This window comes from Brevibacillus sp. YAE8 (genome assembly GCF_057543335.1).
This window is the reverse complement of the sequence record NZ_BAAIYG010000016.1, coordinates 50384-64442: the sequence shown is the minus strand read 5'-3', so window position 1 is coordinate 64442 and position 14059 is coordinate 50384. Positions and strand designations below refer to the sequence as shown.

Below are 14059 nucleotides of genomic sequence, written 5' to 3'. Positions count from 1 at the left end.
CATGCACGATGATGTTAGGAGGAAAGAGTTTGAGCGACGTTAAGATTTTCGCGATGGGCGGCCTCGGCGAGATCGGAAAAAATATGTATTGCGTCGAGTATGAGGACGAAATTATCATCATTGACTGCGGGGTGAAGTTCCCCGAGAATGAAATGTTCGGTATTGATCTGGTCATCCCCGATATTTCCTATTTGGTGGACAACCAGCACAAGATTAAAGCACTTTTGTTAACGCACGGACATGAGGATCACATCGGAGCGATTCCTTATATTTTCAAGCAAATTAACGTGCCGATCTACGGTGGTCGTCTGACCCTGGGCTTGGTCAAGGCGAAGCTGGAAGAGCATCGCATGCAAAATGACGTGAAGATGATTCCGATCTCGGAAGATACGGAAATCCCCTTCAACCGCCTGAAAGCGTCCTTTTTCCGCACGAATCACAGCATTCCGGATTCGTTCGGGGTTGTGATTCATACGCCGGAAGGGATGGTCATTCATACAGGTGACTTCAAATTCGATATGACGCCAGTCGGACAGACGACCGAGTACGGCAAGATTGCGAAAATCGGGGCGAGCGGCGACGTTTTGGCGCTGCTCTCTGACAGTACGAACAGCGAGCGCTACGGCTTCACCATGTCGGAGCGCACCGTTGGCGAAGGGATTCTCGACGTGGTGCGCAAAGCGCGCGGGCGGATCATCCTGGCGACATTCGCGTCCAACGTGCATCGCCTGCAGCAAGTAGTAGACGCTGCCGAGCAGTGCAATCGCAAAGTAGCGGTGATTGGCCGCAGCATGGAAAAAGTGTTCCTGATCGGACAAGAACTGGGCTACATCCAGATGCCGGAGGGCATGCTGATTGATATCAAGCACATTGACAACTACGCCGACAATCAGGTGCTGATTATTTGCACCGGAAGCCAAGGCGAGCCGATGGCGGCATTGACCCGAATCGCTTCCGGATCGCACCGGACCGTGTCGATCTATCCGGAGGATACCGTCATTATCTCGGCTTCCCCGATTCCGGGCAACACGATCAATGTCAGCAGGACGATTGACAAGCTGTACCGCGCGGGCGCGAACGTCGTGCTCAGCCACGTGTTTGACATTCACGCGTCCGGTCACGGCAGCAGCGAGGAGTTGAAGCTCATGCTCAACTTCATTCGTCCCAAGTACTTTATCCCGATTCACGGGGAGTACCGGATGTTGAAGACGCACGCGAAGCTGGCGCAGCAGGTAGGAATTGAGGAGAGCAACATTTTCCTCATGGACAACGGCGAGGTGCTGAACTGCAACCGCGAAAAGGCATGGCTCAGCAAGGTTCACGCCGGCATCGTCCTGATCGACGGCAGCGGCATCGGCGACGTGGGCAACATCGTCCTGCGCGACCGCAAGCATTTGGCAGAGGATGGCCTGATGGTCGTGGTCGTCAGCCTCGATATGAAAAACTTCAAGATTCTCACCGGACCTGACATTGTCAGCCGCGGCTTTGTGTACGTGCGCGGTTCGGAATCGCTCATCCAGGAAGCGACGCTGTTGGTTCGCCAGCGCCTCCAGGAAGCGTTGGACAAGAAGATCAAGGAATGGTCGGAGTTGAAGTCCCAGATCAACGAAGTCATCAAGCCGTTTATTTACGAAAAGACGGGCCGCAATCCGATGATTCTCACCATTTTGATGGAAGTGTAGGACTGGAGCACTTCTTCGTTCTCCCGGGGACGCGATCGGGTTATAATAATACGTAAATGGATACGTGATACAAAGGAGAGGTTGCCCCATGATGTCTTATGAAGCATATATGAGCCAAGTAATTCAACCGATGCGCGACGAACTGACGCGCAACGGATTTGTAGAGCTGCGCACAGCAGAAGAGGTTGAGCAGACGCTGCCAAACGCAAAAGGTCTGACGCTGGTAGTCGTAAACTCGGTTTGCGGCTGCGCGGCAGGGCTGGCTCGTCCGGCAGTGGTTCATTCCTTGAACCATTCCACCAAGCCAGACAACATTTACACTGTATTTGCAGGACAAGACAAGGAAGCGACAGCGAAAGCCCGCGAGTACTTTGAAGGCTACGCGCCATCTTCCCCGTCTTTTGCGATCATGAAGGACGGCAAAATCATGACGATGATCGAGCGTCATCAGATTGAGAACAACGACCTGCAAACGATCTCCAACCTGTTGACTACCGCTTACGACACGTACAAATAAGCTAGCATGGCCATGACAAGACGCTCGCGAACGGGCGTCTTGTTTCACATCCCGATGAACCTGAAAGGAGCTGCCCGCAGCATGCAGACCCGATCGTTTGGACGAGATCCGCATCAAGTCTCTTTGCTCGGCTTCGGCGCCCAGCGAATTGTGGACGAGCACGATTGCACCGAGGAGCAGGCAATCGCCATCATTCGGCGCGCCGTAGAAGCAGGAGTCAATTACTTTGATACAGCCCCTACATACAGCGCTGGACAGTCGGAGACACGGGTAGGACTGGGGCTTGCAGGCTTGCGCGACCGCGTGTGGATCGCGACGAAGACGGGAGGACGCACGCGCGACCTGGCCCTGAAAGATTTGGAGGGCAGCTTGAAGCGGCTGCAGACCGATTACGTCGACGAGTGGCGGATGCACAACATCATGCAGCCGCACGATCTGGAGGCGATTTTTGCAAAAGGAGGCGCGCTGGAAGCGATGCTGGAAGCGCGAGAGCAAGGCTTGATCCGCAAAATCAGCATCAGCGGGCACACAGACCCGCGCCTGCTGGCAGAAGCGATTCGCCGCTTTCCTTTTGACAGCGCCCTCGTCGCTTTGTCTGCTCTCGATCATTTCATCTACAGCTTTGCGCACGATTTCGTTCCGCAAGCGGTGGAAAAAGGCGTCGCGGTCATCGGCATGAAAGTGATGGGGCTGGGCAAGCTGGCTCCGTGGACAGAGCAAGCGCTGCGCTATACGTGGAGTCTCCCCGTTTCGACGGCGATCCTCGGCGTGAGCAGAATGGACGAGCTGGAAGCGGACTTGGCCGCGGCCAACGCCTTCGTGCCGATGACGGACATCGAACGCGTGGAGCTGTTTCAACAGATCATGCCGCTGGTGCGCCCGGACGTGCTGCGCTGGAAGGCGCGCGAATGGATGGCTGGCGAATGGTATCAGTTGCCGGAGCTGTCTTTTTGACAAAAGCGAAAGTCTCTTCTGATTTTCTGGAAGGGGCTTTCTTTTTGTTTTTTAGAGCGTGGCTGGAAACAAGCTGGTGGTGATAACCGGAGCTACGCGAGGATTGGGCAGGTCGATGGCAGAGCGATTTCACGAAGCAGGCTGGAGCGTGGCAGGCTGTGGCCGTTCGGCCGTGGCGCTCGATCCGGGCGGCAGTATTGACACCTCCATGCTGCGTTCCTGCTCGCCGCAGGAAGTGGCAATGACCCCGGCCAGCGAGGTGCCGATGGTCATTACCAGGTTGTTCGCGACATATACGATGTTGAACAGCTCTCGGCGCTGCTCTTTCCAGCGAAAGCCGATGAACGCCTGAATCGCCGGGAACGACAGGTTGAAGGTAAAGCCAAGCCCGGTCATCAGCGCGATGTAAACAAGCCAGCTATTCGTGAGCGGAATCGACAACTGGATGAGTCCTTGAACCAGCAAGGCCCCGACGATCAGCCGTTTGGCGCCCAGGCGGTGAAAAAGCGTCCCGCCGACGAACTGCCCCACAATTCCTGCCAGCGATTAAACCATCAGCACAAAGCCTGCCTCGGTCATGGAGCGTTGCAAAATCGTATGTACGTACAAAGTGGTAAGCGGCCACATGAAAGCGCTGCCGGAAGAGTTGATGAAGCTCGCAACCAGGAAGAACAGGGCTTCTCGCGGATACCGCTGCAAAAAGGAAGTGGGAGAAATCACGGCCGGTCACCCCTTTGGGATTGTGTTGATTGTAGTATAACGAATATTTTAAACATTGCAAACATAAAAATATAAAAAGTGATAAGCACCCAAATAAAGGCTGCTCCACATCCTATAGATTCGAGTATACTAAACAAGTGGTGAGATGAGTTCATGTGATACAGAGAATAAAAGGTGGAGTAGTTCTTTATGCGAATGTGGAAACGGGTGTTGCTCCTGATGTTTGTCGCGATTGCCGCGACAGCAGGTTATTACGGATACTCTTTTTATCAGTTTGCTCACAATATTCAAGAGCCGAATGTCATTCGGCCAGCCCCGCCGGATGGCGGTGCCGCGACGAAAGCGGCGGAGATTCCGGAATGGGATGGCGAAGAGCGGGTGAACATCCTGTTGATGGGTGTGGACCGCAGGGGAATGAAAAATAACGGGCTCCCCCGTTCGGACTCGATGATGCTCGTCAGTATCGACCCGGCCTCCAAGCGCTACGACGTATTTTCCATTTTGCGCGACACGTACGTAGACATTCCGGGGAACGGCAGCTCGCGCATCAACTCGGCGATCGTGGAGGGCGGACCGGAACTGGCGATGAAGACCGTCAGCCAGTTTACAGGGCTTCCGGTGGACCGCTACGTCATCACCGACTTTGAAGGCTTCAAGGCTTTGATTGACTCTGTCGGTGGTGTCGAGATTGATGTGGAAAAAAATATGTACTATCACGACCCGACCGATAAAGGCATCTACGACATCAATTTGAAAAAGGGACTGCAGCAACTGGATGGCAACAAGGCTCTGCAATACGTTCGTTTTCGCCATGACGCCACATCGGACTACACGCGCACAGAGCGTCAGCGCAAGCTGCTGACGGCTGTGGTGAGCCAGATGAAGAGCGGCACGACCTTGATTCAATTGCCGTCCATCCTGAAAGAAGTGACGCCGTATATCCAGACGAATATCAGTTCCATGGATATGCTGAGGCTGTCTGCGCTTGGGCTGAAATTAAACACCGCGGAGCCAGGCAACTACCAATTGCCGCCAATGGGGATGTTCCGCGAATCCCATCGGGCAGGCGCGGTGCTCATTCCGGATGTCGACCAGATCCAGTCTTTTATCAAGGAAAAGCTGGAACCGCCAGCAGAAGAAGCGGTTTCGCAAACGAATAGCACGACCGATAGCAACGAAAACAGCACGCCAAATTGAGCGTGCTGTTTTTTTGTGTTTTCGGGCAGACTAACCATGATTTGCTATGTATGGGGGTGAGGGGAATGGACCAGGAGATTGCGCGTAAATGGTTTTCCCATACAGGGGACTTGCGAACGGAACATATCGACGAGCCGGACGGCCGCATGCGGCTGTATTTTTTGACCAGCATGGCGGATGCCAAGTCGTTTACAGCGAGCTCATCCCGAAGCTGAGAGAAATTTGTCTGGCTGAGGCAAGCATAGGGGAAGTGGAGCGGCAGCTCGGGGGAGCCGGGAGCAATCGGGTCGATCACACCCAGGGGCGATTCAGCGCCTGCTCGAAGGCTATCGCCCAAGGAAGCGTTTCTCATCAAGCTCGTGCACGGGAAATTCCGGATTGGGAGCTACGACACGTCCGTCCCGGCGCAAATTTTCGGGAAGACCGACAAGAACCGCGGCAATCCCAAGGATATGGTGCACCTTGCTTTTGACACGATTTCCAGCAACGCCCGAATCAAGCTGGAGCAAGTATCGCCGCCGGTGTTCGATATTCGCATACGCTTGAAGGCGAGAATCCTTGAGAAAGCGACGTTTCATTTTCACGTCAATGCCACCATCATTCGCAACGGAGTAATGGATTAAAAAAGTTTTTCCTGTGATTGCTATTGACGGGATATTTTCAAAAAGGATATAATCCGGTTTGTATCATGAAAATATGAAAAACGAACATAATATACGTGGAAATCTTTCTTATCAAGAGAGGCGGAGGGACAGGCCCGATGAAGCCCGGCAACCGGTTCATTTTTTGAAATGGACGTCGCGGTGCCAATTCCTACAAGATTGGTTGGATCTTGATAGATGAGAAGGGTGGATGCGAACGTATACATGCGTTGCAGCCCCTTTTTCGTTTATGAAAAAGGGGTTTTTACGTTTTTCACAAGGATTTTGCTGGGAGGTGGATGCGTTGATTCAATTGAAAAATTTGCATAAAAGCTATCAAGTGCAGGGCAAGACGATTCCGGCGTTGCTCGGGATTGATCTTTCTATAGATAAAGGGGAAATTTACGGGATTATCGGCCATTCCGGGGCGGGGAAAAGTACCTTGATCCGCTGCATCAACCTGCTGGAGCGCCCTACGTCGGGACAAGTCATCGTCGATGGGGTCGACCTGACCAAGCTCGACGATGTCAAGCTGCAGGAAAAGCGCCGCGAGATCGGGATGATTTTCCAGCACTTCAACCTGCTGTCCTCGTCCACCGTCGGGGAAAATGTCGCGTTTCCGCTCAAGCTGGCCAAGCGTCCGAAGGCGGAGATTCAGAAAAAAGTGGACGATCTGCTCAAGCTGGTAGGGCTGGAAGCGCACCGGGACAAATACCCGTCCCAGTTGTCCGGCGGCCAGAAGCAGCGCGTCGGCATCGCACGGGCGCTGGCAAACGATCCGAAAGTGCTGCTGTGTGACGAAGCGACCTCGGCGCTCGATCCGCAGACGACCAACTCGATTTTGGCGCTGCTTTTGGACATCAACCGCAAGCTGGGATTGACCATCGTGCTGATTACGCACGAGATGCACGTCATCCGCTCCATTTGCGACCGCGTAGGCGTGATCGACGGCGGAAAAATCGTCGAGTCGGGCGAGGTGCTGGACGTGTTTCTCAAGCCGCAGCATCCGACTACGCAGGAATTTGTCGAGCAGGTGGCAGATTCCACCGAGCTGCGCGAAGCTGTCGCGCACGAAAAAGCAGCGGGGAACCGCACGATTGCGCGCGTCACCTTCCTGGGAGAAAAGACGTACCAGCCGATTTTGTTCCAGACGATGCAGGAGACAGGCACAGTATTCAGCATTTTGCAGGGAACGATTTCCCGCATGAAGGATACGCCGTACGGCCAACTGGTCGTCGAACTGGAAGGCGATGTCCGTCAAAACGAAAAAACCATCGAGACGTTGCGTCAGCGTGGCTTGGAAGTAGAGGTGATATAGATGGACTGGACAATGGAAAATGTGGATTGGTCGGAGATCGCTGAGGGTACACTAGACACACTGACGATGCTGGGTTTCTCCACGTTGTTTACGATCCTGATCGGCTTGCCGCTGGGAATCATTTTATTCCTTACTTCACGTGGACAGTTGCTGCAAAACAAGGCGTTTTACTCGGTTGCTTCATTCATCGTCAACGTATTGCGTTCCGTGCCGTTCATCATTCTGATGATCTTGCTGATTCCGGTCACGAAACTGATCGTCGGCACTTCGCTCGGCGTACTCGGAGCGATTCCGCCGCTCGTGATCGGGGCCGCCCCGTTTTTTGCGCGGCTGGTGGAAACCTCTCTGCGCGAGGTAGATCGCGGAGTCATTGAGGCCGCCCAGTCGATGGGGGCGTCCAATTGGCAAATCATCTGGAACGTCCTGCTGCCAGAGTCTCGTCCGGGACTGGTGGCCGGAATTACGATTACGACCGTTGCGCTCGTGTCCTACACGGCCATGTCCGGGGTAATCGGCGGCGGCGGTCTGGGCGACTTGGCTATCCGTTACGGTTATCAGCGCTTCCAGACCGATGTCATGATTGTCACTGTCGTCATTTTGCTCGTGTTGGTGCAGATCTTACAGTCGCTGGGTGATCGCCTGGTATTGCGTTTCAGCCGCAAGTAAGGTCTTTCCCATAGAAGTTTGCAAGTACAAAGATCAAAAAAAGTAGGGGGAAATCATTTATGAAAAAGCTAGTCGTATCTGTACTTTCTACCGTATTGGCATTTTCTTTGGCAGCGTGCGGAGGCAAAACGGAGACTGCTCCAGCTCCAGCCGAAGGCGGCGCACAAGGCGGACAACAAGAAGTGACATTGAAAGTAGGCGCTTCTCCGGTTCCACACGCAGCAATCCTGAAGCACATCGCACCAAAACTGAAAGAACAAGGCGTAAACCTGGAAGTACAAGAGTTCACCGACTACGTACAACCAAACGTACAGCTCAACGAAAAACAACTCGACGCAAACTTCTTCCAGCACAAGCCTTACCTGGAAGACTTCAATAAAGGACAAAACATGGATCTGCAACCTGTAGTTGCGGTTCACATCGAGCCATTTGGCGCTTACAGCAAAAAAGTGAAATCGGTTGACGAACTGGCGGAAGGCGCAACTATCGCGCTGCCAAACGACCCGACCAATAGCGGCCGCGCCCTCGCTCTCCTGGAGAAAAACGGCGTCATCAAGCTCAAAGAAGGCGCTGGCATCAGCGGAACTGTGAAAGACATTGTGGAAAACAAGAAAAACCTGAAGTTCAAAGAGGTTGAAGCAGCGATGCTGCCGCGCGTTCTGGAAGAAGTGGACCTGGCGCTGATTAACACCAACTACGCGCTCGAAGCGAAGCTCGTGCCAACCAAAGACGCTCTGTTCATCGAAGACAAGGAATCTCCATATGCGAACTTCCTGGTAGCTCGTCCTGACAACAAAGACTCCGAAGCCATCCAAAAGCTGGCGAAGGAACTGAACTCCCCTGAAGTGAAAAAATTCATTGAAGACGAATACAAAGGTTCCATCATCCCGGCATTCTAAGGAAAAGTAATTGATGGATCAACAAATAAACCCAATTGGCCCTTTAAGGCTGTTGGGTTTATTTCCGTTTACAAAAGAATAAATATTCATAAAATTTAATTAAATATCACCGAACCCCATTTTCAAGAAATCTGTCGTCGAGTATATTGTGGTGGCGATAGAAAAAATTTGATAAGGGGGAAAATTCTGATGAAGGGAACATTCAAAATGTTTGTCGGCCTGACATTGGTGGTCGGAAGTCTTTTGGCAGGTTGTGGAGGCAGTCCGACTTCGACTGCACCTGCTGCTGCTCCTGCGGGTGAGGCTTCGTCTGGCGCGCCTGCCAGCACAAAGCCGCAAGTGTTTCGGGCCAACCTGACCAGCGAGCCATCGACGGCAGACCCTGGGCTCGCCAAGGACACTACCTCAGGGGCGATCGTCCGTGCCACTTTTGACGGCTTGACCAGGCTGGACAAAGACGCGAAGCCGATGAACTCGGTTGCGTCTGATGTGAAAATATCCGACGACAAACGGGTGTACACGTTCACGATTCGCGACTCCAAGTGGAGCAACGGCGATCCGGTGACGGCGCACGACTTTGAATTTGCCTGGAAACGCGTCCTCGATCCAAAGCTGGGAGCCGAGTATGCGTATCAGCTCTACTACATCAAAAATGCGGAAAAAGTACACACAGGCAAGGCGCAAGCAGACGAGCTGGGGGTAAAAGCTCTGGATGACAAGACGCTGGAAGTAACATTGGAAAACCCGACACCGTTCTTCCTGGAACTGACGGCATTTTACACGTATTATCCTGTAGACAAAAAGGTCGTAGAGGCCAATCCGAACTGGGCGAATGAAGCAGCAACACACGTGAGCAACGGGCCATTCAAGATGACGGGCTGGGAGCACAAGAGCAAGATCGTTTTGGAGAAGAACGAAAACTATTGGGACAAAGACGCTGTCAAGCTGGACCGGATCGAGTTTGCCATGATTGAGGATGATAACACAGCGCTGTCCATGTTTGAAAACGGCGAGCTGGACTGGGCGGGTCAACCGCTTGGCGGCCTGCCAACCGATGCGATTCCGTCCCTGAAAGAAGCAGGCAAACTCGTCGTTCATCCAAAGGCGACGATGTATTGGTACAAAATCAATACCACCAAAGGAGTGCTGCAAAACGTAAAAATTCGCAAAGCACTCGCTTATGCGGTTGATCGCCAAAGCATCGTGGACAACATCACACAGGTCGGCCAGGTGCCTACGATGGGGATGCTGCCGCAATCCATGATTATCAAGCCGGAGGGCTACTTCCGCGACAACGACGTGGAGACAGCGAAAAAGCTGCTGGCGGAAGGCATGCAGGAGTTGGGGCTGAGTCAGCTTCCGACCATCACCATGTCGTACAACCCGACAGACCGCCACAAAAAAATCGCCGAAGCCATGCAGGACCAGTGGAAGCGCAACCTTGGCATCGACGTGAAGCTGGCGATCAAGGAATTTAAGGTGCATTTGCAAGATTTGCATGAACTGAATTACGAGATTGGCCGTTTGGGCTGGAATGCCGATTTTAACGATCCGATCAACTACCTGGAGATGTTCCGCGATGCGAAGACGGGAAACAACGACACAGGCTGGGAGAACGCGCGCTACAAGGAGCTGCTGCAACAGTCGGCCATGGAGAGTGATCCTGAGAAGCGCAAGCAGCTTTTTGCGGAAGCCGAGCAAATTTTCATGGATGCCATGCCTGTAATCCCGCTGTTTACGGACGTGGATGTCTGGGTGCAGAGTGATAAGGTAAAAGGCGTGCAAGTGGACGGACTGGGCTTTATTGATCTGAAGTGGGCGGAAATGGTCGAGTAACAGGCAAAAACCCCAGAGGCGAAGTGCCGAGGCAGCTCGCTGCTGGGGTTTTCCTTCCTTTTTGCCCGGAATTAATAGCCAAAATCCAACGTTTTTCCGGTTTCTGCATATGTTTTGATGTTGGAGAGAATCATCGGCCAATGGTTGCTCGCGTTGGCGAAGGAAGGGTGATCTTCGGTCCACTGGTCGTTAATCAGCGTCAGCCGCGTGCATCCGCCAACAGGCTCCAATTGGAAAGTTACGCGCGATTGAAGCTCGGCGTGGTTGGCGTGGTACGAAGGGCCGGGATGTTCCAGGAAGCTGAAGGTTTGCTGCGGCTCAAACGCCAAAACCTTGCCGTACACATGGACAGTTTCGTCGCCATCATTTCCGGGACCGACATAAGCGAGATCGTCCCCTACCTGAAAAGTAGAGCGAATGACAGAGCCAAAAAACGTATGCTTGACTCCTTCTTCCGAGGTAAGAACGTGCCAGACGTGCTCCGGGGTGGCCCCGATGTAAAAATCGAAACGCAGTTCCATAGCAGTGCCTCCTGTTTCCATTCATTTTCAAATTGTAATCGTTTGCTGTTGCTACTACTCTTAGTATAGGCAGATAATGGAGGGGCGTATTGTAAAAATGCGACAGGAGGCGGCGCTATGGAAAAAAAGCAGGACATGCTGCCAAAAGGTGTGCTGCATGCCATGCTTGGCGGAAAAAAGTTTTCGCTGCAAAGGTATGAACCAGGCGGCGACGTCGGTTACTTCGTCCAGCATTACTGGGTGGTCAGGTGGGATTTGCGCGGGCAAGCTCCTTACTCCCAAACAGTTTTGGGCCACCCCAATGTGAATCTGGTGTTTGAAAAGGGCGCCACAGGCATATTCGGTGTCGCTTTGTCCACGTCCTCGCATTTGCTGGCTGGCCAAGGCCATGTGTTCGGAGTGAAGTTCAAACCAGGCGGCTTTTATCCATTTTGGCAAAAGCCGGTTTCGCAGTTGTACGGCACGGTTACTACGTTGGAAGAAGTGTTTCAGGTGGAGACAGCCCCGCTGGAAGCCGAGATGCTTGCCATGCCGGAAGACGCCCAGATGGTTCGCCGCATCGAAGCGTTTTTGGGCGAGCGTCTGCCGGAGCGCGATCCGAATGTAAAGAGAGTAAGCGAGCTGGTCGGCTTGATTCAGGCAGATCGGACGGTGCTGAAGGTAGAGGATGCGAGCCGACTGTCCGGAATGAGCATCCGGACGATGCAGCGCTTGTTTGACCGCTATGTTGGCGTCAGTCCGAAATCGGTAATCCAGCGCTACCGACTGCACGAAGCGGCGCAGATGATCGACCAGGGAGCCGTCAGCGACTGGCTGGACTTGTCCATCGCGCTCGGCTACTACGACCACTCGCATTTTATCCGCGACTTCCGGGCGATTGTCGGTGTATCGCCGCAAGAATACCGGCAGACCCAAACTTTATAATTGTAAACAAAGTCCCCTGTGACGTCGCTTTTTCGCGATGGGAGGGGGCTTTTTGTTTTGCCTCGGTGAGCGGCGATACTCCTAAGATTTGCATAGTTTTTCTTGTGCGAGGCATACTTCATGTAATGAAGAATGTGAATTTATTTCCCTTAATATAATTTGATCTTTGAATAAAACATAATTAAATTTACTTAAAATGTCTTCAATATTACTAAAAATGCAGTATATTTGTTGAAGTAGCTTTCCATGGAGTGTTACACATACAAAGGGGGTCAACACTAATGAAAAAAAGCGTATTTGCAGCGATGAGTTCCATCCTGGTTCTGAGTGCGGCGCTGGCTGGCTGTGGCGGCGGCGAGAAAGCAGGAGAGCAAGGAAATTCTGCTGGAAGTGAACAAACTAGCGGTCCAAAAGTTCTGCGCATGAACATGAAGAGTGAGCCGCCGACGGCTGACCCTGGCTTGGCTGAAGATTCCACATCCGGTGCTGTTTTGCGTGCGACTTTTGATGGTTTGACTCGTATCGGTGAAGATGGCAAACCGCATGAATCCGTAGCGGAAAAAATCGACGTTTCTGAAGATGGACTTACTTATACATTCCACCTGCGCGACAGCAAATGGAGCAACGGTGACCCGGTAACAGCGAAAGACTTTGAATACGCGTGGAAGCGAGCGCTCGATCCGAAGCTCGGCTCCACTTATGCTTACCAATTGTACTACCTGAAAAACGCTGAGGAGTACAACACCGGAAAAGCGAAAGCAGAAGATGTGGGCGTGAAAGCAACCGATGACAAAACATTGGTTGTTACGTTGAAAAACCCGACTCCGTTCTTCCTGGAGCTGACTGCTTTCTACACCTACTACCCGGTGAACCAAAAAGTGGTCGAATCCACACAAAACTGGGCGGGTGACGCCAAAACGCACGTAGGTAACGGTCCGTTCAAGATCGAGACTTGGGAGCATAAGAGCAAGCTCATTCTCGCGAAAAACGAAAACTACTGGGATAAAGATGCTGTAAAACTGGACAAGATCGACTTCTCCATGGTAGAGGATGAAAACACCGAGCTATCCATGTTTGACAACGGCGACCTCGATTGGGCAGGTGCTCCTACAAGCGCACTCCCAACAGATGCAATCCCGGCACTGAAAGAGTCCGGCAAAATGCAAACCCGTGCGATTGCGGGTACGTACCTGTACAAATTCAACACGGAGAAACCGCCGTTCAACAACGCGAAAATCCGTAAAGCGTTCGCTTATGCGATTGACCGCAAAACGATCATCGACAACGTAACGCAAGCGAACCAGGAGCCGGCAATGGGTCTGGTACCTCCAACAATGGCTGTGGCAACTAGCCCGTACTTCAAGGACGGCGACGTGGAAACAGCGAAAAAACTGCTGGAGGAAGGGATGAAGGAAGAAGGCATCACCAAGCTGCCAACTCTGACTCTTTCCTATAATACGTCCGAAGGTCACAAGAAAATCGCGGAAGCTATCCAAGACCAATGGAAAAAAGCGCTCGGCGTAGAAGTGAAGCTGGAAAACAAAGAGTGGAAAGTATTCCTGGACGACCTGCACCAAGGCAAGTTCCAGATCGCTCGCTCTAGCTGGACTGGCGACTACAACGATCCGTACACCTTCCTGGATCTGTTCAAACTGAAAAAAGGCAGCAACAACGATACCAACTGGGAAAATCCCAAGTATCAAGAGCTGCTGAACCAATCCGCGGTGGAAAAAGACCCGGAAAAACGCAAACAAATCCTGGCGCAAGCGGAAGCGCTGCTCATGGACGAAATGCCAGCCGCGCCAATTTACTACTACACGCATTCCTATGTGAAGAGCGACAAAGTACAAGGCGTTGTGCTCGACGGTCTCGGCTTCGTAGACTGGAAATGGGCAGACATTAAATAAGAAAGCCAAGCGAACGATAAGAAGAAGGGCGAATAGCCCTTCTTTTTTTGGCGAAAAATAAAGCGCAAAGGATGGGAGATTCTTCATCTATCAACAAAATGGGGAGGAGAGCTGTTCGCAACTATAAATATTTTTAAAATTCAAACGAGGCGTGGGACAAGCCTCTCACTGACGCTGTCTCATGGTAATCTTGTGTGCAGCAAAGAAAAAGGTGGGGAGGTCCATGGAGAAAACCGCGATAAATCAACATTTTCAAGCTGTCTATACTAACGGGAAT

At 52.4% G+C, this 14059-nt stretch carries 15 protein-coding genes and 1 riboswitch; of the genes, 12 read left to right on the top strand and 3 right to left on the bottom strand.

The window, feature by feature from the left end; all coding sequences use genetic code 11:
• The first annotated feature begins 11 nt into the window (after positions 1 to 11).
• The 3 genes from rnjA to AC27IT_RS17895 all read left to right on the top strand — a co-directional run bounded on the left by rnjA (position 12) and on the right by AC27IT_RS17895 (position 3153).
• Entirely contained in the window at positions 12 to 1682 is a 1671-nt protein-coding gene (rnjA, locus tag AC27IT_RS17905; RefSeq protein ID WP_035316672.1) for a ribonuclease J1, read from the top strand.
• A gap of 88 nt (positions 1683 to 1770) precedes the next feature.
• Positions 1771 to 2199 carry a BrxA/BrxB family bacilliredoxin gene (locus AC27IT_RS17900; RefSeq protein WP_005835537.1) on the top strand — a complete coding sequence of 143 codons (429 nt, stop codon included), beginning with the start codon at positions 1771 to 1773 and terminating at the stop codon, positions 2197 to 2199.
• Between the two features lie 81 nt (positions 2200 to 2280).
• On the top strand, positions 2281 to 3153 hold the full coding sequence (locus AC27IT_RS17895) for an aldo/keto reductase (RefSeq protein ID WP_007776867.1): 873 nt from the start codon (positions 2281 to 2283) through the stop codon (positions 3151 to 3153).
• A 129-nt stretch (positions 3154 to 3282) separates the two neighbouring features.
• Here AC27IT_RS17895 and AC27IT_RS17890 read toward each other — a convergent pair whose 3' ends face one another.
• On the bottom strand, positions 3283 to 3687 hold the full coding sequence (locus tag AC27IT_RS17890; RefSeq protein WP_487092019.1) for an MFS transporter: 405 nt from the start codon (positions 3685 to 3687) through the stop codon (positions 3283 to 3285).
• A 12-nt stretch (positions 3688 to 3699) separates the two neighbouring features.
• The gene (locus AC27IT_RS17885) at positions 3700 to 3873 is read right to left on the bottom strand and encodes a hypothetical protein (protein ID WP_157179489.1); all 174 of its coding nucleotides are present in this window, start codon (positions 3871 to 3873) and stop codon (positions 3700 to 3702) included.
• A gap of 189 nt (positions 3874 to 4062) precedes the next feature.
• Between AC27IT_RS17885 and AC27IT_RS17880 the strand changes: the two genes are divergently transcribed.
• The 7 genes from AC27IT_RS17880 (at position 4063) to AC27IT_RS17850 (ending at position 10430) form a co-directional block, all read left to right on the top strand.
• The gene (locus AC27IT_RS17880; protein WP_005835535.1) at positions 4063 to 5070 is read left to right on the top strand and encodes an LCP family protein; all 1008 of its coding nucleotides are present in this window, start codon (positions 4063 to 4065) and stop codon (positions 5068 to 5070) included.
• Between the two features lie 65 nt (positions 5071 to 5135).
• Positions 5136 to 5285, top strand: a complete 150-nt coding sequence (locus tag AC27IT_RS17875; protein ID WP_005835534.1) for a hypothetical protein — start codon at positions 5136 to 5138, stop codon at positions 5283 to 5285.
• Between the two features lie 144 nt (positions 5286 to 5429).
• Positions 5430 to 5693 (top strand): hypothetical protein, encoded by a 264-nt coding sequence (locus AC27IT_RS17870; protein WP_025845724.1) that lies wholly within the window; start codon positions 5430 to 5432, stop codon positions 5691 to 5693.
• 105 nt (positions 5694 to 5798) lie between these two features.
• Positions 5799 to 5916: riboswitch (SAM riboswitch) on the top strand.
• A 99-nt stretch (positions 5917 to 6015) separates the two neighbouring features.
• Positions 6016 to 7029, top strand: a complete 1014-nt coding sequence (locus tag AC27IT_RS17865) for a methionine ABC transporter ATP-binding protein (RefSeq protein ID WP_005835532.1) — start codon at positions 6016 to 6018, stop codon at positions 7027 to 7029.
• Positions 7030 to 7695, top strand: coding sequence for a methionine ABC transporter permease (locus AC27IT_RS17860; protein ID WP_005835531.1), 666 nt, complete (start codon positions 7030 to 7032; stop codon positions 7693 to 7695). It abuts the gene before it with no gap.
• A 59-nt stretch (positions 7696 to 7754) separates the two neighbouring features.
• Positions 7755 to 8594: a MetQ/NlpA family ABC transporter substrate-binding protein gene (locus AC27IT_RS17855; RefSeq protein WP_005835530.1), complete on the top strand. Its 840-nt coding sequence runs from the start codon at positions 7755 to 7757 to the stop codon at positions 8592 to 8594.
• 189 nt (positions 8595 to 8783) lie between these two features.
• Positions 8784 to 10430 (top strand): peptide ABC transporter substrate-binding protein, encoded by a 1647-nt coding sequence (locus AC27IT_RS17850; protein WP_005835529.1) that lies wholly within the window; start codon positions 8784 to 8786, stop codon positions 10428 to 10430.
• Between the two features lie 71 nt (positions 10431 to 10501).
• Here AC27IT_RS17850 and AC27IT_RS17845 read toward each other — a convergent pair whose 3' ends face one another.
• Complete coding sequence (locus AC27IT_RS17845; RefSeq protein WP_005835528.1) at positions 10502 to 10951, bottom strand: SRPBCC family protein; 450 nt, start codon at positions 10949 to 10951, stop codon at positions 10502 to 10504.
• Between the two features lie 117 nt (positions 10952 to 11068).
• Between AC27IT_RS17845 and AC27IT_RS17840 the strand changes: the two genes are divergently transcribed.
• Together AC27IT_RS17840 and AC27IT_RS17835 are read left to right on the top strand one after the other, a co-directional pair.
• On the top strand, positions 11069 to 11875 hold the full coding sequence (locus AC27IT_RS17840; protein WP_005835527.1) for a helix-turn-helix domain-containing protein: 807 nt from the start codon (positions 11069 to 11071) through the stop codon (positions 11873 to 11875).
• A 281-nt stretch (positions 11876 to 12156) separates the two neighbouring features.
• On the top strand, positions 12157 to 13782 hold the full coding sequence (locus tag AC27IT_RS17835; RefSeq protein ID WP_007776885.1) for a peptide ABC transporter substrate-binding protein: 1626 nt from the start codon (positions 12157 to 12159) through the stop codon (positions 13780 to 13782).
• The last annotated feature ends 277 nt before the right edge of the window (positions 13783 to 14059 follow it).